The organism is Reyranella sp. GW821-FHT14A01, from assembly GCF_058803965.1.
Genome location: NZ_JBXAPM010000004.1, coordinates 364486 through 387006, shown reverse-complemented (window position 1 = coordinate 387006; position 22521 = coordinate 364486). Strand labels below are relative to the sequence as shown.

Annotated in this window: 20 protein-coding genes; 13 read left to right on the top strand and 7 right to left on the bottom strand. The window is 66.8% G+C overall.

Annotated features, from left to right (window positions below; genetic code table 11):
- Nucleotides 1–16: 16 nt before the first annotated feature.
- From AC1ROX_RS10745 to AC1ROX_RS10725, 5 genes are read left to right on the top strand one after another with little or no spacing between them, the layout of a single operon-like run.
- Nucleotides 17–1426 carry a tetratricopeptide repeat protein gene (locus AC1ROX_RS10745; protein ID WP_493125227.1) on the top strand — a complete coding sequence of 470 codons (1410 nt, stop codon included), beginning with the start codon at nt 17–19 and terminating at the stop codon, nt 1424–1426.
- Nucleotides 1423–2832 carry an amidase gene (locus AC1ROX_RS10740; protein WP_493125225.1) on the top strand — a complete coding sequence of 470 codons (1410 nt, stop codon included), beginning with the start codon at nt 1423–1425 and terminating at the stop codon, nt 2830–2832. The genes AC1ROX_RS10745 and AC1ROX_RS10740 overlap by 4 nt, the downstream gene beginning before the upstream one ends.
- Entirely contained in the window at nt 2829–4250 is a 1422-nt protein-coding gene (locus AC1ROX_RS10735; RefSeq protein WP_493125223.1) for an amidase, read from the top strand. The genes AC1ROX_RS10740 and AC1ROX_RS10735 overlap by 4 nt, the downstream gene beginning before the upstream one ends.
- 14 nt (nt 4251–4264) lie before the next feature.
- Entirely contained in the window at nt 4265–5359 is a 1095-nt protein-coding gene (locus AC1ROX_RS10730) for a hypothetical protein (protein WP_493125221.1), read from the top strand.
- Entirely contained in the window at nt 5356–5919 is a 564-nt protein-coding gene (locus AC1ROX_RS10725) for a hypothetical protein (RefSeq protein ID WP_493125219.1), read from the top strand. The genes AC1ROX_RS10730 and AC1ROX_RS10725 overlap by 4 nt, the downstream gene beginning before the upstream one ends.
- A 114-nt stretch (nt 5920–6033) precedes the next feature.
- Here AC1ROX_RS10725 and AC1ROX_RS10720 read toward each other — a convergent pair whose 3' ends face one another.
- From AC1ROX_RS10720 to gluQRS, 3 genes are read right to left on the bottom strand one after another with little or no spacing between them, the layout of a single operon-like run.
- Entirely contained in the window at nt 6034–6441 is a 408-nt protein-coding gene (locus AC1ROX_RS10720) for a hypothetical protein (protein WP_493125218.1), read from the bottom strand.
- A gap of 5 nt (nt 6442–6446) precedes the next feature.
- Nucleotides 6447–7604 carry an aromatic ring-hydroxylating oxygenase subunit alpha gene (locus AC1ROX_RS10715; protein ID WP_493125216.1) on the bottom strand — a complete coding sequence of 386 codons (1158 nt, stop codon included), beginning with the start codon at nt 7602–7604 and terminating at the stop codon, nt 6447–6449.
- Between the two features lie 10 nt (nt 7605–7614).
- Nucleotides 7615–8478: a tRNA glutamyl-Q(34) synthetase GluQRS gene (gluQRS, locus tag AC1ROX_RS10710; protein WP_493125214.1), complete on the bottom strand. Its 864-nt coding sequence runs from the start codon at nt 8476–8478 to the stop codon at nt 7615–7617.
- 46 nt (nt 8479–8524) lie between these two features.
- Between gluQRS and AC1ROX_RS10705 the strand changes: the two genes are divergently transcribed.
- The 4 genes from AC1ROX_RS10705 to AC1ROX_RS10690 are packed head-to-tail and all read left to right on the top strand — an operon-like array spanning nt 8525 to nt 12407.
- A complete protein-coding gene (locus AC1ROX_RS10705; protein ID WP_493125212.1) occupies nt 8525–9190 on the top strand; it encodes a DNA-3-methyladenine glycosylase family protein in 666 nt (221 codons plus the stop codon).
- Nucleotides 9187–9858 (top strand): alpha/beta hydrolase, encoded by a 672-nt coding sequence (locus tag AC1ROX_RS10700; protein ID WP_493125210.1) that lies wholly within the window; start codon nt 9187–9189, stop codon nt 9856–9858. The genes AC1ROX_RS10705 and AC1ROX_RS10700 overlap by 4 nt, the downstream gene beginning before the upstream one ends.
- Nucleotides 9855–11075, top strand: coding sequence for a serine hydrolase domain-containing protein (locus AC1ROX_RS10695; protein ID WP_493125208.1), 1221 nt, complete (start codon nt 9855–9857; stop codon nt 11073–11075). Before AC1ROX_RS10700 ends, AC1ROX_RS10695 begins: the two co-directional genes overlap by 4 nt.
- A gap of 33 nt (nt 11076–11108) precedes the next feature.
- Nucleotides 11109–12407 (top strand): MFS transporter, encoded by a 1299-nt coding sequence (locus AC1ROX_RS10690; RefSeq protein ID WP_493125206.1) that lies wholly within the window; start codon nt 11109–11111, stop codon nt 12405–12407.
- A gap of 12 nt (nt 12408–12419) precedes the next feature.
- On the opposite strand, the gene AC1ROX_RS10685 is transcribed toward AC1ROX_RS10690, so the two are convergent.
- The 3 genes from AC1ROX_RS10685 to AC1ROX_RS10675 all read right to left on the bottom strand — a co-directional run bounded on the left by AC1ROX_RS10685 (nt 12420) and on the right by AC1ROX_RS10675 (nt 14367).
- A complete protein-coding gene (locus tag AC1ROX_RS10685; protein ID WP_493125204.1) occupies nt 12420–13031 on the bottom strand; it encodes a GNAT family N-acetyltransferase in 612 nt (203 codons plus the stop codon).
- Between the two features lie 34 nt (nt 13032–13065).
- Entirely contained in the window at nt 13066–13893 is an 828-nt protein-coding gene (locus tag AC1ROX_RS10680; protein ID WP_493125202.1) for a class I SAM-dependent methyltransferase, read from the bottom strand.
- A 108-nt stretch (nt 13894–14001) separates the two neighbouring features.
- Nucleotides 14002–14367 carry a hypothetical protein gene (locus AC1ROX_RS10675; RefSeq protein ID WP_493125200.1) on the bottom strand — a complete coding sequence of 122 codons (366 nt, stop codon included), beginning with the start codon at nt 14365–14367 and terminating at the stop codon, nt 14002–14004.
- 88 nt (nt 14368–14455) lie between these two features.
- Here AC1ROX_RS10675 and AC1ROX_RS10670 point away from each other — a divergent pair, with 88 nt between their 5' ends.
- The 4 genes from AC1ROX_RS10670 to AC1ROX_RS10655 all read left to right on the top strand — a co-directional run bounded on the left by AC1ROX_RS10670 (nt 14456) and on the right by AC1ROX_RS10655 (nt 17916).
- Complete coding sequence (locus tag AC1ROX_RS10670) at nt 14456–15889, top strand: carotenoid oxygenase family protein (protein WP_493125198.1); 1434 nt, start codon at nt 14456–14458, stop codon at nt 15887–15889.
- A gap of 2 nt (nt 15890–15891) precedes the next feature.
- Entirely contained in the window at nt 15892–16557 is a 666-nt protein-coding gene (locus AC1ROX_RS10665) for a glutathione S-transferase family protein (protein ID WP_493125196.1), read from the top strand.
- Between the two features lie 82 nt (nt 16558–16639).
- Nucleotides 16640–17641 (top strand): NAD(P)H-dependent flavin oxidoreductase, encoded by a 1002-nt coding sequence (locus tag AC1ROX_RS10660; RefSeq protein ID WP_493125194.1) that lies wholly within the window; start codon nt 16640–16642, stop codon nt 17639–17641.
- Nucleotides 17642–17652: 11 nt separating this feature from the next.
- Nucleotides 17653–17916: a hypothetical protein gene (locus AC1ROX_RS10655; protein ID WP_493125192.1), complete on the top strand. Its 264-nt coding sequence runs from the start codon at nt 17653–17655 to the stop codon at nt 17914–17916.
- An 83-nt stretch (nt 17917–17999) separates the two neighbouring features.
- Here AC1ROX_RS10655 and AC1ROX_RS10650 read toward each other — a convergent pair whose 3' ends face one another.
- Entirely contained in the window at nt 18000–22505 is a 4506-nt protein-coding gene (locus AC1ROX_RS10650) for an ATP-binding protein (protein ID WP_493125190.1), read from the bottom strand.
- Nucleotides 22506–22521 lie beyond the last annotated feature (16 nt).

The window sequence follows — 22521 nt, the reverse complement described above, 5'->3', positions numbered from 1 at the left end:
AGATCAGGGGAACGGCGTGGCGCGGGACGGGCAAGGGTTGGAGCTGGGCAATGCGGACGAAGATGCGGTCGCTGCACTGAATTTCGTCACGCAGGAATGGCTGGGCTTCGGCAAGCGGTTCGCCGACTTCATCGCCGCCGCCGACAGGGAAGAAAAGTGCCCGATGCTGCCGCTGCTGGCGGCGAGCCTCGTCCTGTCCATGTACTCGCCCGAAGGCCAGGCCGCCGCCGCGCGCTACCTCGCCCGGGCGCAGACGATGACGGCGGGCGCCACGGACCGCGAAGTCGCATGGCTCGTCGCCATCGAGGCCTGGGTTGCAGGCGACACCGACCGTAGCCTGCAACAATTCCGTAAGATCGTCGCCGAATGGCCGCGCGACCTGCTGGCCGGCAAGCTGGCGCAGCTGCTGGCCTTCAACCGCGGCGAGGCCGAGACGCTGCTCGATATCGGCGAGAAACTGGTCGCCGCCAACGAAGACAACCGCTTCGTCTGGGGCATGTATGCCTTCGGCCTCGAAGAGTGCCATCGCCTCGACGAGGCCGAGGCCGCCGCGCGCAAGGGGCTGGCGCTCGACCGCAACGACCCCTGGGCGCATCACGCCATCGCCCATTGCCTGGAAGCGCGCGGCCGGATGCTGGAGGGCGTCGCCTTCCTCACGTCCGTGTCCGAAACCTGGAGCGACTGCAACTCCTTCATGCAGACGCACAACTGGTGGCATCTGGCGCTGTTCCTGATCGACCTCGATCGCACCGGCGAGGCGCTGGCGCTGTACGACAGCCACGTCTGGGGCGTGTGGAAGGAGTTCTGCGAGGACCAGGCCAACGCCGTCTCGCTGCTGGCGCGGCTCGAGTTGCGCGGCGTCGATGTCGGTGCCCGCTGGGCCGACCTCGCGACCTATCTCAAGCCACGCCTGCACGAACATCTCTCGGCCTTCCACGACGTGCACTATCTCTACGGGCTGGCGCGCGCCGGCGAGCGCAGCGCCGTCACCGAAATGCTGGCGAGCCTCGAGGACCGGGCGGAAAGCGCCAAGCCGTTCGAGCGCGAGACCTGGGCTGATTGCGTGGTGCCGATGGCGCACGGCCTCGCCGCTCATGCGACGGGCGACATGCCGGCGGCGGCGCAGCTGATCGGCAGGGCCATGCCGCACCTGCGCTCGCTCGGCGGCTCGATCGCGCAACGCGCTTTGTTCGGCGCCATCCACCTCGACGCGCTCACCCGCGCCGGCTGGAACGACGCCGCGCTGGCGATCCTGCAGGCCGACGAGCGCGAGCGCCCCTCCGTGGCCGCGACCAAGCGGGCGCTGGCCGATCTCTATCGCAAGGTGGGCCGCACAGAACAGGCGCTGGCCGCCGAATACCAGGCCGAACAGCTCGCCCGCCAGTATCGCGCCGCCACAACACGATCGACGGGAGTCGCTGCATGAGGGATCTGACACAGGCGAGCGCCGCCGAACTCGGCAAGCTCTACGAGAAGGGCAAGGCCTCGCCGGTCGAGACGATGCGGGCCGTACTGGCGCGGGCCGAGCAGCTCGCGCCGACCGTCAACGCGTTCTGCCACATCGACGGCGAAGCGGCGCTGGAGGCGGCACGCGCCTCCGAAAAGCGCTGGCACAAGGGCGAGCAGCGCTCGGCCCTCGACGGTGTGCCGGTCTCGATCAAGGAATTGGTGCGTGTCCAGGGCTGGCCCGCCTCGATGGGCAGCAAGCTCACCGACAAGAAGCCGGTCGATGCCGATGCGCCCGCCGTCGCGCGGCTGCGCAAGGCGGGCGCCCTCATCTTCGCGCAGAGCACCAGCTCGGAGTACGGCCACAAGGGCGTGACCGACTCCCCGCTGCACGGAATCACGCGCAACCCCTGGAACCTCGACCATACGCCGGGCGGCTCCTCGGGCGGCGCCGGTGCCGCAGTCGCGGCCGGCCTCGGCCCGATCGCCATCGGCACCGACGGCGGCGGCTCGGTGCGCATTCCCGCGAGCTTCAACGGGCTGGTCGGCCTCAAGGCCACGTTCGGCCGCGTGCCGGCCTGGCCGCCCTCGATGACCGGCGACCTCTCCAACACCGGCCCGATGGCGCGCACCGCCCTCGACGCGGCGCTGATGATGAACGTCATCGCCCAGCCCGATCCGCGCGACGCCCATGCCCTGCCCGGGGACGACACCGACTACAGCAGGAAGCTCGACAAGAAGCTGAAGGGCCTGAAGATCGGCTTCGCGCTCCGCTTCGGCGACCATCCGCTCGACATCGAGGTCGCATCGATGGTGACCAAGGCGGCGCGCCGGTTCGAGGAGCTGGGCTGCACGGTCGAGGAAGTGGGAGCGCCCTTCTCGTTCGACGAGGCGAGCCGTTCCTTCGTCATCCACTGGCTGACCGCGCTGCAGCGCCTGCTGCAGCTCTTCCCGGAGGAGCGCCACGGCGAGTTCGACCCGAGCCTGCTGGCCGGCGCGAAGGCCGGCCTGCGCTATACGGTGCAGGAGGTGGTGAACGCGCAGGTGGCGCGGCGCGATCTTGCCATCGCCTGGAACCTGTTCTTCACGAAATACGACCTGCTGATCACGCCCACCGTCGCGGTGCAGCCCTTCGAGGCGGGCAAGAACCTGCCGGTCGGGCCCGACGGCAAGGGCAACGTCATGTGGTCGCCCTACACGCCGCAGTTCAACCTGACGCGTCATCCCGCGGCGACGGTGCCGTGCGGCCTGTCGCGGCTCGGGCTGCCCGTCGGCCTGCAGATCGTGTCCGCCCACTACAACGACGCGCTGGTGCTGCGCGCCGCCGCGGCCTATGCCCAGACCCAGCCTTTGAAATTCCCTGTCCTTCCGGAGACCGACCGATGACTGCCGACCTTGCGATGATGCCGGCCCATGAGCTGGTGAAACTCTTCAAGGCCCGCAAGGCCTCTCCGGTCGAGGCGGCCAAGGCCGCGCTGGCCCGCGTCGATGCCTTCAACGGCCAGCTCAACGCCTTCCAGCATCTCGATCCCGACACGGCGATGCGCCAGGCGCGCGCCTCGGAGAAGCGCTGGAAGAAAGGCGGCAAGCGCCTCTCCGACATCGACGGCGTGCCAATCACCATCAAGGACATGGTGCTGACCAAGGGCATGCCCACGCGCATGGGCAGCCTCGCCACCGATCCCGACGGCCCCTTCAACGTCGACGCGCCGGTGGCGCAGCGGCTGCGCGAAGCCGGCACGGTGCTGCTCGGCAAGACGACCTCGCCGGAATATGGCTGGAAGGGCGTCACCGATTCCAAGCTGTTCGGCGCCACGCACAATCCGTGGAAAGTCGGCCGGACCCCCGGCGGCTCCTCCGGCGGCGGCACCGCGGCCGAGGCGGTCGGCATGGGCAACCTCGCCATCGGCACCGACGGCGCGGGTTCGGTCCGCATCCCCTGCTCCTTCTCGGGCATCTTCGGCCTGAAGCCCACGCAGGCGCGCGTGCCGCTGTGGCCCGTTTCGGCGCAGGGCACGCTCTCGCATATCGGCCCGATGACGCGCACCGTGCTCGACGCGGCGATGATGATGAACGTGATCGCCCGCCCCGACCCGCGCGATCCCTATGGCCGTCCCGACGATGCCGAGGACTATCTCAAGGGCTTCGACAAGGGCGTGAAAGGCCTGCGCATCGCCTACTCGCCGAACCTGGGCTTCATCGAGCGCGAGAAGATCGACCGCGACGTCACCGTGGCGGTCGAGCAGGCCGTGAAGGTGTTCAAGACGCTGGGCGCCAAGATCGTCGAGGATTCGCCCGACTTCATGGGCATGGATCCGCGCAAGGTGCTGAACGCGCACTGGCAGTCGAACGTCGCCATCCTGCTGAAGAGCTTCAGCCCCGAGAAGCGCGAGTTGATGGATCCGGGCCTGGTGGCGGCCGCCGAATACGGCGCCAATCTCGGCCAGGAGGCGGTCGTCACCGCCATCCACCAGCGCCAGGCGATCTCGGCAATCATGAACCAGTTCATGGCCAAGTACGACCTGCTGCTGACCCCGACCATGCCGATGACCGCCTTCGCGGTGAACGAGAATGCGGCCTGGGGCGGTGACGGCGTCGACATCGGCTGGACGCCCTTCACGCTGACCTTCAACCTGACGCGCCAGCCGGCCGCCACCATTCCTTGCGGCCTCGATCGCGAGGGCATGCCGATCGGCCTGCAGATCGTGAGCGGCCACGCCAAGGACGCCCTGGTCCTGCGCGCCGCCGCCGCCTACGAGCGGGTCCGCCCGATCCCGGCGCCGCCGATGGCGCATCAGATCTGAGGACGAGGTCCCAGATGACCGGTACATCCGAAGTCATCTGGGGCCATTTCTGCTTCGAGGATGGTCGCCGGACGCTCCGCGACATCGTATCGGACCAGACGCTACGGCTGACCGGCACGTCGGCGGGACCGGATCATCATTTCCGGTACCGCGACCCGGACGTCGACACGTCCATCGTCGTATCCGTCATCGGAGAAACCACGCTCCAAGTCGATTTCAACAGTCGCCTTATGCGCGATGTTGCGAACGACTACGCTCTCTGGCGCAGGCTGGCGTTCTTCCTGCCCGATGCCCTGCCGGTATGGCTTTGCGATACCGTCGACAGTCACTTGGTTCGATTGCTTGGGGGCTGGCAGAATGCAGTCTGGAAGCCGTCATTCACCCTCACGTCGACAACAGGGCATGTCGATCTGGTGTCCGGGACCGGCCGGAACGCTCCTTATTGGAGCGACCGAATCAACCTGTTTCCACTCGATTCCCGTCCGCTGACTTGGCACTACGTAGCGCCTCCGAGTGTCGCGCCGGTCGTGGAACTGAAGACGATCCTCGGCGCCGTACCTCGTCTCGACAAATCGGTATCCCTTGAGTCGCAACTCGTGCATGCGCCGAGATTCGTGCGTCAAGACGGCAACGCCGCGCTTTTCCATCAGCAGATCGTCCAAAGCTTCATGCGCGAAGATTACTACCCTCAGCCTTACTATGGGTATGTGAACCGCAAAGCGGCCTTTACATTCTCCTCAGGCAGCTGGCTGGGCATTTCCAGAAGCGTGCAGCCCACGCTTGCCGGGGCAGACACACTCGCCGGATATTTCGAGGAGTTCAGATCAGCCCCCGTCGGCCTGTTCGCGGACCCGAGCCTCGATCTGCGCGAGGAGCTGCTTTTTGCGTTGATCGACATCCAGGACGCCATGCCGTCAGCTTACGACCGCCCTACGATTCGCAAGGAAGACCATTCTGGTTACGCTGAGATAATCGCGCGAAATGCCGACGAAGCCTATTGGATGTCTGACATCGTGTTTGGCCAGCATCTCGACTGGCTTCGCGACACGCCCAGGCGTAGCCCCTTTGGCTATTCGGACACACGCTTCAAGGCTCTGAAGTCTATATGAAGCTCAGCCGCCAAACGCGGATCTACATCGCGCTTGGCGTGGCTCAGGTCGCGGCGCTGGCTGTGCTGGCCTGGTTCGCGGAGCGACAGGTGGCACTGGGCCCGACCGACAAATTCGGCTGGCGGCCTTTCACATGGCCGCTCTCGACCGACCGGGTACCGGCCGGCCGCGCCTATAGCGGCGACGATCACGACGTCTATGTCTGGCTGACCTTGAATGGCCTCGGCGCCAGCGGCGACTGCCCGGAGGGCATCGCGAGCGACGCGGCCCTCGAACGCGCGGTCGACATCCGCCTCCTCGACCCACGTTTCGAACCCGTCGGCCCCGGCGAGCGCCTTCGAGTCACCGACCTCGTGGGATGGGCTCGCGTCTACGTCCACCGCCGCAATAACAAGTCCCTGCGCTATGGCGAGGTCGTCGCGGTGCCCTACAAATGCGATGTCATCACCGCGATTATCGACGGCAACACCCGCGACCTGCTGAAACGAAAGATCGCGCGCGAGTTCCTGGAGTCGAACACCGTGCAGGTGTGGATCAACAAGCAGCTGGAGGGACGATAGGAGATAAAGGTCCTTCGCTTCGCTCAGGATGACAGCTATTTCAGAACTGGCGCACTGCGCCAATCCCACCACCATTGTCATCCTGAGCGCAGCGAAGGACCTTTCCGAATCCCACTATAACTTCACCGGCACCTTGCGTGCGAAGACCGCCGCAACCACGGCAAAGACCATGCTCGCCAGCCACAGCCAGTAGCCTTCGCGCAGGCCGGTCACCGGATTGGCCATGCCGGCCTCGTTGGTGATCACGCTCGTCTCGAGCATGAACGATCCGGCGAGCAGCAACGCGGCGAGCGACAGGATCAGGGCCGGGATGCGGCGGCTGAACAGTGCGGCGATCCAGGAGACGCCGAGCAGCGGGTTGGCGAACCAGCTCGTATGACCCAGCACGCCGAACAGCAGGATGCTCCAGCCCGGCCAGTCCGAACAGATGCCGGAAACGCAGAACGCGTCCTGTGTCAGGCTGGCAGCGAAGAGAATCACGCTGAGCACCAGCGCAACGCGCGTGGTTCGACTGGTGTTCATCTGGGCTAGGCGGCCACACCCAATGCGCTGCGGATCGCGCTGTGGAAGTGGACCAGCGACGGCTCGTTGCGGCCGTAGATGACTTCCTCGGTGGCGCCGGATTCGAAGCCGATCTGCATGCGCTCGCCCAGCGGGAAGTCCTCTTCCATCACGGTGCGGATGGCGATGTCGCGGTTCTTGGCCCAATGCTTCTCCGGCCGGTCGCTGTCGGCGGGACGGTAGAGCGAGAATTCGATGTCGCAGCGGCTGGGATCGTCGCGGTCGGGGAAGGCGCGCCAGATCTCGATATGGTCGACCTGCCAGATCAGGATCGCGTTGGGGAAGAGCTGGTAGATGGCGATGATGTGCGAACGGAAATTGCGCTCGCCTTCGGGCACCGACCGCACCGCGTCGATCGAAGTGCGCGGCACGCACATGCGGCCGTGGCGGCCCGCGCCGTCGAAGGTGCCGCAATTGCCGATGAAGTACGGCGCGATGGTTTTCCGGTGCAGGTACGGGATGTGATAGCCCTCGAGGAAGGTGTCGACGGCGAACTTCCAGTTGATGCGCGGCGTGATGCGCTCGACCGAATAGAGTGGATAGGTCTCGGGCTGCAGCGCTGCGAAGTCGGGCACGAAGGAGCCCAGCACCGCATCGACGTCGATCTCCGCACTCTCTCCTGCTCCCACAGGTGTCGCGCGTAAAAAGATCATGCCGTGCTTCTCGCCGGCCGCGAGCCGCACCAGCCCGTGCGCGCCGAGGTCGAGGCCGGCAAAACCCACCTTGTCGGTTACGCCCAGCAGCTTGCCCTGAGAGTCATAAGTCCAGCCATGATAGGGGCAAACGAAGGCGCGGGCGTTGCCGCAGCCCTCGGCGACCGGCGCGCCGCGATGGCGGCAGATGTTGGCGAAGGCGCGCACCTGGCCGTCGAGCCCACGCACCAGCAGCACCGGCATGCCGGCCACGTCCTCCGTGATGTAGTCGCCGACCTTGGACAGGCGCGAGGACAGGCCCATGAACAGCGGCAGACTACGGAACAGCGCCTCGCGCTCGCGGTTGGCGCGCTCGCGGCTCGAATAGGCGTCGACACGATTGCGGAACAATGCGTCGGCGAGATCGGTGGTGCGGCCGTCGATATGGCCGAGCAGCCGCCTCCCGACGGCCAGTTGTTCGTTTCGGTCCATGCCCGAAGTGTCAGCCCTTCACGGGAGCCGCGCAACTCCAACCATCGATCATCTCGAACACCTGGGCGGGAGTCCTCCCGCTCTCGCGCAACGCCCGGATCGTGAGGTCGCGGTCGCGCTTGGCGAAGCGGCGGCCGGTGGCGTCGGTCAGCAGCGGGTGATGCGCATATTGCGGCGCAGCGTAACCCAGCAGCGTCTGCAGCAGGGCGTGGACATGCGTCGAGGGCAGCAGGTCGACGCCGCGCGTCACCAGGGTCACACCCTGCAGATGGTCGTCGACCGTGACCGAGAGATGGTAGCTGGTCGGCGTGTCCTTGCGGGCGATCACGAAGTCGCCCAGCAGCAGCGGCTGGCCTTCGATCCGGCCCAGCGCCTCGTCGAAGAAGGAATAAGGTCCCGCCTGCTCGGCCGCCCGCGCCGCATGGAAGCGCATGCAGTGCTCGACGCCGGCCGCGATGCGCTGGCGTCGCTCCTCGCTCGACAGATGCCGGCAGGTGCCGGGATAGAGCGGTCCGTCCGGCCCCATCGCCGTCGGGTGCGGGGCACTTGTGGAGGCCGCGATATCGGCCCGCGTGCAGAAACAGGGATAGACCAGGCCCCGCGCGTCGAGCTGGTCCAGGACGCGGCCGTAATCGGCGAAATGGTCGGATTGCCGCCGCACCTCGCCATCCCAGGCAAGCCCCAGCCATTGCAGGTCGGCCAGCATCGCCGTCTCGTACTCGCGGCGGCAGCGGCGGATGTCGATATCCTCGATGCGCACCAGGAAGGTGCCGGCTACGGCTCGCGCGCGTTGCCAGGCGATGCGGGCCGAGTAAGCGCTGCCGAGATGAAGTTCGCCTGTCGGGCTGGGGGCAAAACGCGTGACGGCGGTCATGATCCGACGTTACAGCGGCCCCTCGCCGCGTGCTATGGCGGGAGCCATGGCCAAAGCGACAACTCCGGTCGTCCTCGACAAGAAGACCCTCAAGAAGGCGCTGCGCGAGTTGGCGGACGCGGATCCCGACATCGCCCGCGCACTCGCCGAAGCGGGACATCCCGAATTGCGCGAGATGCCGACCGGCTATGGCGGGCTGATGCGTTCGATCGTCGGTCAGCAGGTCTCGGTTCATGCCGCGCGCAGCATCTGGCTCCGGCTCGAAGCGGCCGTACCCTCGATGCTGCCGGCGGATTTCCTGGCGATGAGCGACGAGCAGCTGCGCGCCGTGGGCCTCTCGGGCGCCAAGATGAAGTACGGCCGCAGCCTCGCCAGCGACATCGTCGAAGGCCGCATCGCGTTCGATGCACTGCACGAACTCGACGATGCCGCGGCCATTGCGATGCTGACGCAGGCCAAGGGCATCGGCCCGTGGACGGCCGAGATCTACCTGATGTTCGCGCATGGCCGCCCCGACATCATGCCGGGCCTCGATCTCGGGCTTGTGGTCGCCGCGCAACATCTCAAGAAGTTACGCACCCGTCCCGACGCAAAGCGGCTTCTCAAAATCGCCGAGGCCTGGCGGCCCTGGCGTAGCGCAGCCGCCTTGGTGCTCTGGCACTATCGCCGCAACATGCCGGACTGGAGCGCAAGGGAGAAGAAAGCAACATGACCAAGAAGCTCGAAGGACCGAGCCACGGCCCGCACGCCGGCGGCAAGCCCGGCCATCTCGTGATCCTGCTGCACGGCTACGGCGCCGACGGCAACGACCTGATCGGCCTCGCGCCCGTGCTGGCGCCGCTGATGCCCGACGTGGTGTTCCACGCGCCCAACGCGCCCTATCCGTGCGAGGGCAATCCGATGGGCTTCCAGTGGTTCGGCATCTCGCGCCTCGATCCCGAGGTCGCGGCGGCGGGCGTGCGCTCGGCCGCGCCGTTTGCTGAACAGTTCCTCGACGACACGATGGCGCAGTACGGGCTCGACGAGAGCAAGACCGTGCTGATCGGTTTCAGCCAGGGCACGATGATGGCGCTGCATATCGGTCTGCGCCGCGCCAAGCCGCTCGCGGGCATCGTCGGCTTCTCCGGCATGCTGGCCGCGCCCGACGCGCTCAAGAGCGAGATCAAGTCGAAGCCGCCGGTCCTGCTGATCCATGGCGACAGCGACGAGATGCTGCCGGCCGTGCTGACGCAACGCGCCGCGCACACGCTGCAGGAAAATGGTGTTCAGGTCGGCGTGCACATCGCGCCCGGCGTCGGCCACGGGATCGACCAGACCGGCCTGTCGCATTGCGCGCGCTTCGTGCTCGAGGCGTTCAAGCTGCCGGTGCCGAAGCAATGACGCAGGGCACCTGCCGGTCGGGCTTCGAGCGGGTTGCCGAGGCCTTCGAGAAGAACCTCAAGGACAAGGGCGAGATCGGCGCTTCGGTCTGCCTGACGGTGGGTGGCGAGACCGTCGTCGACCTGTGGGGCGGCGTCGCTGATCCCAAGAGCAGCGCACCGTGGACGCGCGACACGGTGAGCATCGTCTTCTCCTGCACCAAGGGCGCCACGGCCTTGTGCGCGCATGTCCTGGCGAGCCGCGGCGAACTCGATCTCGACGCGCCGGTCGCCGAGCTGTGGCCGGAGTTTGCGCAGCACGGCAAGGAGCGCGTGACGACGCGCATGATGCTCGACCATTCCTCGGCCGTGCCAGCCGTGCGTGCGAAGGTGAAGGACGACGGGCCCTACGACTGGGCCTACATGACCGAGCGGCTGGCGGCCGAGGCGCCATTCTGGGAGCCCGGCACGCGCAACGGCTATCACGGCTTCACCTTCGGCTGGACCGTGGGCGAGATGGTGCGGCGCGCGAGTGGCAAAACGCTGGGCACCTTCTTCCGCGAGGAGATCGCCGGGCCGCTGGGACTCGATTTCTGGATCGGCCTCCCCGAGGCGATCGAGCCGCGGGTCGCGCCGATCGTGCCGCATGTCTACAAGGCGGCCGATGCGGTGACGCCCTTCATGCGCGATCTCGCGACCAACAAGGAATCGGCGGCCGCCCTCTTCTACTTCAACAACGGTGCCTGGCGCTCGGGCGGTGCCAATACGCGCGCCGGCCATGCCGCCGAGATCGGCGCCGCCAACGGCATCACGAATGCGCGCGGCCTTGCGGGCATGTACGCACCTCTGGCCAACGGCGGCGGCGACCTGGTCGATACCACGACGCTCGCGCGCATGGGCGAGGTCTCGATGGCGACACACGACGACGCCACCCTGCGCATCCCGACGCGCTTTGCGCTGGGCTTCATGAAGTCGATGGACAATCGCAAGCGCAGCCTGGCCGCGAAGCTGTGGGGCGAGGATTGCGACAGCGTCATCATGAGCAGCGCCGCCTTCGGCCATGTCGGCGCCGGCGGCTCGCTGGGATTCGCCGATCCGGTCGCGGGGATGTCCTTCGGCTACACGATGAACCGCATGGGACCCGGACTGCTGATGAACGAGCGCGGCCAGTCGCTGGTCGATGCGGCCTATCTCAGCCTCGGCTACAGGAACAAGGATGGCGGGGTTTGGGTGAAGTGATCCGGGTCTTCACGACGGCGGAGCGCTGAGCTCATGCTCCCCGTCTTCCGCCCGCTGAAGGACCGCGCCGTCCAGATCGTCTGGTCGGGCCTTTGTACCTCGACGATCGGCGAGGACCTGTTCCGCGTCGCCAGCGTCTGGCTGGCGGTCGAGGTGGCGGGCAACATGGCCGGCCTCGTCACCGGCGTGCAGTACGTCGCCATGCTGGTCGCCGGCCTGTTCGGCGGCGTGGTGTTCGACCGCTGGCGGCCCGACCGCGCGATGATCGGCTCGCGCGCCTGGAGTGCCGCCTTCGCGTTCCTGCCGGTGGTCGGCTTCTACATCTCGGGCCTGTCGATCACGCTGCTCATCTTCTCCTCGGTCGGGCTCGCCGCCCTGCGCATGGTCTTCTCGCCGGCGCTGCAATCGACCATCCCGACCCTGGTGCCCAATCGCGACGAGCAGCAGGCGATCAACGGCCTGTTCGACGCCACCTACCGCATCGCCCGCCTCCTCGGGCCGATGGTGGCGGCGCTGCTGCATATCTTCCTCCCCGTGATCCATTTCCTGACGGCAACCGCCATCGGCTTCATCATCTCCGGCTATGCGCTCTACGTGGCGCGCGACCGGCTGACCGGCGGCGGGCTGGGCGATCCGGTGCGCATCGCGCCGGGCTGGCGCGGCGCCTGGGAGGCGCTGACCGCCGGCTTCCGGCTGATGTCGCGCGAGAAGCGCATCGGCACGATCCTGATCACCAACGCGATCCTGAACGGACCGTGGATGGTGGCGTTGAGCCTCGCCATCGCGCTGATCGTCACCGAATATCGCCCGACCTTCCTGGGCTTCGGCGACCTCGCCGCCTACGCGCTGGTGATGGGCGCTTACGGCGTGGGCGACGTCACCGGCAACATCATCGCGGGCTCGGTGCGCCTGCGCCGGCCCTACTCGACCATGTTCCTGGGCTACGTCGCCATGGGCCTCGGCTTCTCGTTCCTCGCCGTCGCGGTATGGTGGCTGCCCGCGGAAGCGCTGCTGCCCGCCATGATGGCCGGCGCATTGCTCGCGGGACTGGGCGGTCCGTTCTTCTTCGTGCCGATGATCACCCGCATGCAGACGGTGTTCCACGGTCACGAGATCGCCCGCGTGTTCCGCCTGCGCCTCGTGATCATGGCCGGCGCCATGCTGGTCTCCAGCCTGGTCGCCACCTGGTTCTTCGAGATGCTGGGCGCCGTCGCCACGCAGCTCGGCTGCGGCCTCATCATCCTGGCCATCGGCATCATCGGCCACGTCTACTATCGCCGCGCCGAAACCCGCGAAGCCGCCGACGCCGCTGCGCCGCACGTGGACGAATAGAATCGGCCGGCGTCAGCCCAGCAGCGGAACGTGCCGGGCGCAGTCGCGCGGCAGGGCGCCGGTGAGACGCGGATCGGGGAACACCTCGACCTGGAAGGCATAGGGCACGAAGCCAGACCGCCGGTAGAAATCGAGCGCCGCGGGATGGTCGAGCGAACAGGTATGCACCCAGAACCGCTTGATCGGACGTGCCCAGGCCCGCGCGATCGCCTCGTTCATCAGCGTGCGGCCGACCCCTGTGCCCACCATTTCCGGCGCCACGCCGAAGAAGGCGAGTTCGCATTCGCCGGGCTGGCTGAAGTCCAGTTCCAGGATCCCGGCGTCACGCCCGTCCTTGCGCAACACAAGGAACTCCACCTCAGGATTGTCGAGGATCGCCTGCAGCTTCCCGTCCGCCATGACCAACCGCGAGAACCACAGCCAGTCCGTTCCCACTGCGCGATAGAGCGCGCGATAAGCGTCGACCGTCCGCTCCAGCGGTTGCAAGGTCACGCCCGGCGGGAACGGTTGCGCCACACGCTGCGGCAGCCGGCTCAACATTTCGAGGCTCGTCACCGCAGTGGCGACATGACCCGCAGGAACGGGGGAATAGCCAGGCGGCAGGACGGGATTTGTGTTGCTCATGCGCGTGTAATTAACCCATCTCGAGTATGTTGAGCTAGGTCGGCGTCCGGAACACCTCGACGTAGAGATAGGGCGTCAGGTGATCGACGGTATCGCGCCCCTTCGGACGAGTGTCGATCCAGGCGATCGTCTCGGAGATGAGTCGGCCGTGCACATCCTCCGGCAAGTACCAGAATTCGGCATAGAGCCGGTCCTGAAGCCGGCCGATCGCCTCGCCGTAGCTGATGTCCATCGCCCAGCGAAGATCGGACGCGTCGAACGGGATCGTCTCGCAGCCCTCGGCCTCCATATGCGTGACGAGTTCCGATCTCTCGTGCGGATTCAGGCCGAGGTAACGGCCCGCATAGCCCAGCTCGTCAGCACGTCGTGAGAAATGACGGCGAACGGCATTGCCGAACGCCCCGCGCTCGTTGATCTGGACGATGCAGGCGCCGGGCTTTGCGACCCGGATCAGCTCGCGGCAGGCGCCCTTCCAATCCTCGACGTGCTGGAACAGCTTCGACACGACGACGGCATCGATACTGTGCGTCTCTAGGGCAATGTCCCGCACGTCACCCACGGCATAGCGGGCGCGCCACTCCGGCGGGACCTTGGCCTGCGCGATCGCGATCATCTCCGCTGCGATGTCGATGCCTAGCACCTCGTAGCCTTCCGCGGCGAGCGGCAGCGACAGTTGCCCGGTCCCGCATCCTGCATCGAGGATCGTACTCTGGGCCAGTAGCAGCCCACGCTCGACCAGCCGGGCGTAACACGCCAGGAGACGTTCCTGCGGTAGATCTCGGGTCGCGTCATAGCGCATTGCGATCCCCGAGAAATCGGACGCCGCACCCAACGATGTCTTGCGATGTCTGTTCTCACTCATGACTGCTCCGTCGAAGAGAGCCGGTCACCGAGGCAGTTATGTTTATGAGACCAAACAAAAGCCGCCTTGGTGGGCGGCTCGGGTTTCAGCATTCAAGTCACGCCGTCCCTACGCCGCCGGATTGCTCCAGCAACGGTAAAATCGGGTGGCATTGGCGAGTGGATACAGCTCGCCCGAATACTCGCCAAATGCCCTTGCGGCCGCGATCAGCATCGCCTCGCTGATATGGAATTCGCTGGCAAATGCCTTTTGCAGGTCGGGTTCGACCTCACCGAAGAATGCCGACATCTGGCCGGGAGCAGCCTTTGCCGCCTCCGGATGCGTCAGGCAATGGGCGAGCGCCCGCGCGTCCAGCTTTTTGCTGTACGGCGCATTGACGGTCGTAAGGACGCTGGAAATTGGCGACATGCTTTTGCTCGATTGCCGGAGGTTACGCTCCTGAGGAACGCTCCACAATGTACGGGACACCTTCATGGAAAGTCCTCAATTCGACCCTTGCGGGAAACGCCGTGTATCTATAACGTCGGATAGATACACGGCGTTACCCAGAAGGAGCCTCACCATGGCAAAGCCGTTTCCGACCGACAATCCGTTCCTCAAAGGCTACTACGCACCGGTCAACACCGAGGCCGATGCGGGCCATCTGCACATCACCGGCGAGATGCCGAAGGAACTCCTGGGCACGCTCTACCGCAACGGGCCGAATCCGCAGTTCGCGCCGCGCGGGCCCTATCACTGGTTCGGCGGCGACGGCATGATCCACGCCTTCCACATCGAGAACGGCAACGTCTCCTACAAGAACCGGTGGGTGCGGACGCCCAAGTGGAAGATCGAGAACGAGGAGGGCGAGGGCCTGTCCGGCACGTTCGGCAATCCGCGCTACACCGACCCGCGCGTGTTCGCGCTGAACTCGACCATCGCCAACACCAACATCGTCTGGCACGGCGGCAAGCTTCTGGCGCTGGAAGAGGCGCACGCCCCCTTCTCACTCGATCCGGCGAGCCTGATGCCGGTCGGCCCCAAGGACGGCGGCTACGAGACATTCGGCGACAAGCTCGTCGGGCCGTTCACGGCGCACCCCAAGTTCGATCCCGAGACCGGCGAAATGATCTTCTTCGGCTATTCGGCCAAGGGCCGCTTCACCAAGGAAGTCAGCCTCCAAACCGTCACTGCCGACGGCACCGTGACGCGCGCCGAAATCCTCGAAGGACCCTTCCCCTCGATGATCCACGACTTCGCCGTGACCAAGAACTGGATTGTCGTGCCGATCTTCCCGCTGACCTCGTCGATGGAGCGCGCGCTGGGCGGGCTGCCGCCGTTCGCCTGGGAGCCGGACAAGGGCACGCACATCGCCTTCATCCCGCGCAAGGGGTCGGTGGCCGACGTGAAGTGGGTGACCGCACCGCCCTCCTACGTCTTCCATCCGATGAACCATTTCGAGACCGACGACGGCAAGGTCGTGATCGACGTCATGAAGTACGACGTGGCGCCACTGTTCCCGCTGCCCGACGGCTCGCCCTCGACCCAGGAGCCGCCGGCGGCGCGGCTGTTCCGCTGGACCTTCGACCTCGACGGCCACGGCAACACCTTCCGCGAGGAGCAGCTCGACGACCGCGCCGGCGAATTCCCGCGCTTCGACGAGCGCTTTTGCATGAGCGACTACCGCCACGGCTGGATCGTGTCGGGCAACATCGCCCATGCCGGCATCCGCCGCAGCGAAGGCATCACCCACTACGACCTGAAGAAGGGCAGCAACGCCACCTGGCAGGCGGGCGACGACGACCGGTTCGGCGAGCCGGTGTTCGTGCCGCGCCACGACACGGCGGCCGAAGGCGACGGCTGGGTGCTGGCGACCATCTTCCGCTCGGCCGAGGGCCGCAGCGACCTCGCGGTGTTCGAGGCGACGGACATCGCCAAGGGCCCGGTGGCGCTGGCCCATCTCAGCAGCCGCGTCCCGGCGGGCTTCCACGGCAACTGGCGGCCCGGTACGCTCTGACCATGATCACCGTCCATCACCTGAACAACTCGCGCTCCCAGCGCATCCTCTGGATGCTGGAAGAGCTCGGCCTGCCCTACGAGGTGAAGCGCTACCAGCGCCAGCCCTCGATGCAGGCGCCGGACGAATTGCGCAGCATCCATCCGCTGGGCAAGTCGCCGGTCATCAGCGACGGCGACAAGGTGCTGGCGGAATCGGGCGCGATCCTGGAATACCTGTCGGAGACCTATGGCGGCGGCCGGTTCACCCCGGCCGCCGGAACGCCGGAGCGATTGCACTACACCTATTTCATGCACTACGCGGAGGGCTCGCTGATGCCGCTCCTGTTCATGAAGCTGGTGTTCGGCCGCATCCCCTCGCGCGTGCCCTTCTTCATGCGGCCAGTGGCGCGCGCCATCTCGAATGGCGCCGACAAGACGCTGCTGGGGCCGCAGATCTCCAACCACTTCGCCTTCCTGGAAGGCGAGCTGGCGCGGCGCGAATGGTTCGCCGGGCCCGAGTTCACGGCCGCCGACATCCAGATGAGCTTCCCACTGGAAGCCGCCACGGCACGCTCGCCGATGGTGAACAAGATGCCGAAGCTGAAAGGCTTCCTCGACCGGATTCACGCCCGCCCGGCCTACAAGAAGGCCCTGGAAAAGGGCGGCGCCTACGAGCTGGCGAAGTAGCGAAAAAGCCGGGGAAAATGAGTGGCGGCCGTGCTAGGCCCTCAAGGCAACACGACGAACAGACGATCCAAGGAGCGAAACGATGGCCCTTCCCGCCCTGCTGCGCGACAACCTCTCGATCCCGGTGGTCGGCGCGCCGCTGTTCATCGTGTCCAACCCGGACCTCGTCATCGAGCAGTGCAAGGCGGGCGTCGTCGGCTCCTTCCCGGCGCTGAACGCGCGGCCCAAGGAAATGCTCGAGGAGTGGCTGAAGCGCATCACGGGAGAGCTGGCCGAGTATAAGGCCAAGCACCCCGAGAAGAAGGTGGCGCCGTTTGCCGTGAACCAGATCGTGCACAGTTCGAACGACCGTCTGCAGCACGATGTCGACATGTGCGAAAAGTACAAGGTGCCGATCCAGATCACGTCGCTGCGCGCGCCCGACGACGTCGTCGTCTCGGCGCATCGCTACGGCTGCCTGGTGTTCCATGACGTGACTAACGTGGCGCACGCCAAGCGCGCGCTGAAGGCCGGCGTCGACGGGCTGATCCTGGTCTGCGCCGGCGCCGGCGGCCATGCCGGCCGCCTCTCACCCTTCGCGCTGGTGCCGGAAGTGCGCCAGTTCTACGACGGCACCATCCTTCTGTCGGGCTCGATCTCCAACGGCGCCTCGGTGCTGGCGGCCCAGGCGATGGGTGCCGACCTCGCCTATCTCGGCACGCGCTTCACCGCGAGCAAGGAAGGCAACGCCACCGACGCCAACAAGCAGTGCATCATCGATTCGACGGGCGAGGAGATCGTCTACACCAACCTCTTCACCGGCGTGCACGGCAACTACATGAAGCGCAGCGTCGCGGCCGCCGGCCTCGATCCCGAGGCGCTGCCGGAAGCCGACAAGAGCAAGATGAACTTCGGCTCGGGCGGCAACACCAAGGCCAAGGCGTGGCGCGACATCTGGGGCGCCGGCCAGGGCGTCGGCCAGATCTTCGACGCCCCGCCGGCTGCCGAGATCGTTGCCCGCCTCAAGGCCGAGTACGACGCCGCCCGCGCCGCGCTCTTCGCCGGCGAGACGGTGCCGACCCAGCTCAAGCAGGCCGCCGAGTAGCGGGCGCTCCGTTGCGACTGCTCCGCCCCGTCGCCATGCTGGCCCTGCTCCTGGCGCCCGGCATCGCCGCGGCGCAGAGCATGGACAGCCGCCTGAGCGAGCTGCAGCGCTCGATCAACGCCCTGTCACAGCAGCTCCAACAGCTGAACGTCCAGGACCAGCAGCTCCAGCAACGCCTGGAGAAGATGCAGCAGAGCTTCGAGCAACGCATCGAACGGCTGGAAAAGGGTCCCGCCGCGAGGCCGACACCCCGGACGGGCCGGTCGAGGCATTGAGCCTCATGACTTAAGGATCCTTCGCTGCGCTCAGGATGACACCCATTCTTGTCATCCTGAGCGCAGCGAAGGATCCTTTCCTCTCAGTTCATATCCAGAATATCGCGAACCCGCGCGGCGAGCTGTTCGAAGGTGAACGGCTTCGTGATCAGCTGGACGCCGGCGTCGAGGCGGCCGTGATGGACGATGGCGTTGCGGGAATAGCCGGTGGTGAACAGCACCTTCAAGCCGGGCCGCAACCCGGCGGCCGCGTCGGCCAGTATGCGGCCGCTCTTGCCGGGCAGCACGACGTCGGTGAACAGGAGATCGATGCGCGACGGCCCGCGCAGGATCGCCAGCGCCGTCTCGGCCTCGCCGGCTTCGAGCACCTGGTAGCCGAGTTCCCTCAGCACCATCGAGCTGTAGGACCGGACATCCTCATTGTCCTCGACCACCAGCACGACCTCGCCTTCGCTGCCCGTCGGCACGATGGCGGCCGCATCGTCGTCGACTTCGGTCGCGGTCCCGAAGTAGCGCGGGAAGTACATGCGGACCGTCGTGCCCTGCCCCGGCTCGCTGTAGATCGTCACATGTCCGCCGGACTGCTTCACGAAGCCATAGACCATGCTGAGTCCAAGGCCGGTGCCGCGCCCCACTTCCTTGGTCGTGAAGAACGGCTCGAAGGCATGCGTCAGCGTCTCGCCGCTCATACCGTGGCCACTGTCGCTGACGGAGATGGCGACATACTGCCCGGGCTTCACCTCTGCGTCGGTCGCGACATAGGATTCGTCGAGCGCGGTATTCACCGTCTCGATGGTGAGCTTGCCGCCCTCGGGCATGGCGTCGCGCGCATTGACCGCGAGATTGATCAGCGCGCTTTCGAGCTGGTTCTGATCGGCCTCGATCGGCCAGAGGCGCGGCGCCAGCACGCCTTCGAGCTCGATATGCTCGCCGAGCGTCCGGTGCAGCAGCTCGGTCATGTCGCGCACCAGCACATTGAGCTCGATCGGCTTGGGCGCCAGTGGCTGCCGCCGCGAGAAGGCCAGCAGCCGCGACGTCAGGCTGGCGGCGCGCTGGGCACCCTGCAGCGCCATGTCGACGGCGCGCTGGACCCGCGCCGTCTCAGCCGGCTTGGCGCGCCGCACCGTTTCGAGGCCGCCGATGATGATGGTCAGCAGGTTGTTGAAATCGTGCGCGACGCCGCCGGTGAGCTGGCCGACCGCCTCCATCTTCTGCGCCTGGCGCAGCGCCTCCTCCGCCTTGCTGCGTTCCTCGACCTCGCTGGCGACGCGTTGTTCCAGCGTCTCGTTCAGCGCCTTCAGCGAGGCTTCGGCCTTGCGCCGTTGCTCCAGCTCGCGCGCGTTCTCCTGGAACAGGCGGGCATTGTCCATCGCGACGGCGGCCTGGCTCGCCAAGCCCACGACACGGTCCTTCGCGAGCTCGCCAAACACGCCGACCGTCGAATGGCCGAGGAAGAGCCCGCCCAGCACCTCGCCATTGCGCGACCGTACCGGCACCGCGAGGTAGCTGCGCACGGGCAGATGCCCCGGCGGCATGCCGTGCCAGGGCGCCGACTGGCCGTAGCGCGGGTCCCGGGTGATGTCGTCGGAGATCACGACCCCGGTGCCGGAGAAGGTCGGCTCGAAGATCGCGGTGTTGCGCGGCATCGGGAATTTCGCGAAGGCCTCGCGCGGCACGCCCGACAGCGTATAGAGCGTGTAGCGTTCCCCTGCCTTGTCGACCACGTTGTAGAAGAAAGCGCCGAACTCGGCGCCCGTGACAGCGACGCAGGCGTCGGTGATCTTCTGCACCAGGCGTTCGAGATCGAGATCGCCCGAGATGGCCGCCGACGCCTCGCCGATCACCTCCAGCGCCGCGCGGCTCTCGCGAATGACATCCTCGGCGGCCTTGGCCTCGGTGATGTCGATCACGACGCCGACCATGCGCTTGGCGCCGTCCTCGCCGGCCTCGACCCGGCCGCGCGCCATCACCACACGCGTCGTCCCAGAGCCTATGACGCGATACTCCTCCTGGTAGATCTCGCCGGAATCGATCGACTTGCCGATCGCCGCCATGACGCGGTCGCGATCCTCCGGCGCGATCCCCTCGACGAAGACGCTGAGCGGCAGGCCGCTCTCGGCTTCGCTTTGCGGGACGCCAAACACCTCGGCGAGCGGGCCCGAGAAGACCAGGCGATCGCTATCGACGGCCCATTCGAACACCGAGGTGCGGCCGGTGGACAGCGCCAGCGACAGGCGGTCCCGGGTCATCAGGAAGCGCTGCTCGCTCTCGAAGATCGCGCGGTTGGCCTCGCGGCGCAGTGCGGCCATCTGGATGTTCGCGTTGACCCGCGCCAGCAGTTCGCGCGCGGCGAAGGGCTTCACGAGATAGTCGTCGGCGCCTGCGTCCAGCCCCTCGACCTTGGCCTCCTCGCCGGCCCGCGCCGACAGGAGGATGATCGGCACGCCCGCCGTGGCGCCTTCCGAGCGGATCGCCCTCAGCAGGCCGAACCCGTCGAGGCCCGGCATCATCACGTCCGACAGGACCAGGTCGGGCACCTGGCGCTGAACGGCCGCCAGCGCCGCATTTCCATCGGCGACGGCATCGACCTCGTAGCCTTCCGCGACGAGCAGCCGGCCGACATAGGAGCGCATGTCGGCATTGTCGTCGGCCAGCACGATACGCTTGCCGGCTCCACCCTTTCCGGCCGGCAAGGAGCCGCCCAACATCGTAGACGACAGATCGCCGGCTGGTTCGACGTTGGGCAGCCAGGCCAGCGCCTCGTCGACATATTCCTGCGCCCGCGCGACGTCGGCCGCGAGATCGGCATGGTCGACCACCTGGCCGCCCGGGAGATGGGTGCGGCCGAAAGGCAGCGTGACGGTGAAGCGCGTCCCCTGTCCGACCGTGCTCTCGACGCCGATCTCGCCGCCATGCAGCTTGACCAGCTCCTGCACAAGCGCGAGGCCTATGCCGCTGCCCTCGAAGCTGCGGCTCTGCGCGCCCTGGACGCGATGGAAGCGCTCGAACAGCCGCGGCAGCTCCTCCGCGGGAATGCCGATGCCGGTATCGCGCACCTCGACGATGGCGGACCGGCGATCGGACGAGGTCCGGATCGAGACAGCGATCTCGCCGGCAAAGGTGAACTTGAAGGCGTTCGAGAGCAGGTTCAGCAGAACCTTTTCCCACATCTCGCGATCGACATAGACAGGCTGCGGCAGAGGCGGGCAATCCAGCACCAGCTCGAGGTCGGCCCTCTCGATGGTCGCCCGGAAGCTCGATGCGATACCCGTGCTGAACTGGGCAAGATCGGTCGGCCGGTAGGAGGCCTGCACGCGGCCCGCCTCGATGCGCGAGAAGTCGAGCAGGCTGTTGACCAGGCGCAGCAGCCGGTTGCCGTTGCGATGTGCGAGCATCGCATGCTGCCGCGCCTCTTCGAGCGAGACCTCGCCGTTCAGCACCTCCTCGAGCGGGCCCAGCATGAGCGTGAGCGGCGTGCGGAATTCGTGGCTGACGTTGGAGAAGAAGGTGGTCTTGGCGCGGTCGAGTTCGGCCAGCGCCTCGACCCGGCGTCTCTCCTCCTGGTAGGCGTCGGCGCTGGCGATCGCCGCCGCGATCTGGCTCGCCGCCAGTTGCAGGAATTCGCTGTAGGAGTCGTCGAACAGGCGATAGGGGCTGAGGCCCACGATCAGGAAGCCCGACCGTCCCGTCTCGCGCGTCGCCGGCACGGCCACGACCGCCGCCGCCGTGGTCGGCCGGTCCCAGACCCGGCCCGGCACCGTGGCGCCGAACACCTGGGCGAGGTCGACGAGCCGTGGTGGCTGGTCCGCCGACAGATCGTCGATCGGCCAGGGAGAGTGCGAGGCCGAGCCGTTGCCGAATCTCAGCGTTTCGACGAGGGCGGGATGCTCCTCCGGCAGCCCACGATGGGCGGCCAACAGCGCCTCGGCGCCGCCCGCCTGCACGACGTAGAGCAACGCAAAAGTGAGGTCTCGGGGATTGCCCGAAAGAGCCGCCAAGCTCTGGCGACAGGCTTCTTCCCAGCTGCGGGAATCGACGGTCCGCGCGGCGAGCTCGCGCAGGACGGCCACCTGCCGTTCGCCGATCACGCGATCGGTGTCGGCCGTGTTGGCGCAGATGATACCGCCCGGTGTGCCGTCATCGTCGGGGATCGGGCTGTAGGAGAAGGTGTAGTAGGTCTCCTCGGGATAGCCGTTGCGCTCCATCAGCAGCAGCAGCTCCTCGACATAGATGCCCTCGACGCCGCCCATTGCGGTGTCGAGCAGCGGGCCGATGTCCGTCCAGATCTCCTTCCAGACTTCCCGGGTCGGCTTGCCCAGCGCTTCGGGATGCTTGCCGCCGATGATCGACTTGTAGGCGTCGTTGTAGAGGTAGATCAGCTCCGGCCCCCAGCCGATCCAGATGGGCTGGCGCGAGGTGAGCATGATGCGGATGGCGGTCTTCAGGCTCTGCGGCCAGGCGGCGGGCGGTCCCAGCGGATTGCGCGACCAATCGTAGGCCCGGATCAGGGCTCCCAACTCACCGCCTCCGGCGAGGAACAGAAGGGCGGGATCTTCGGTGGGTGGCGGCCGATCGGCGGTGTCCGTCATCGTCTTCCGGGCGCTG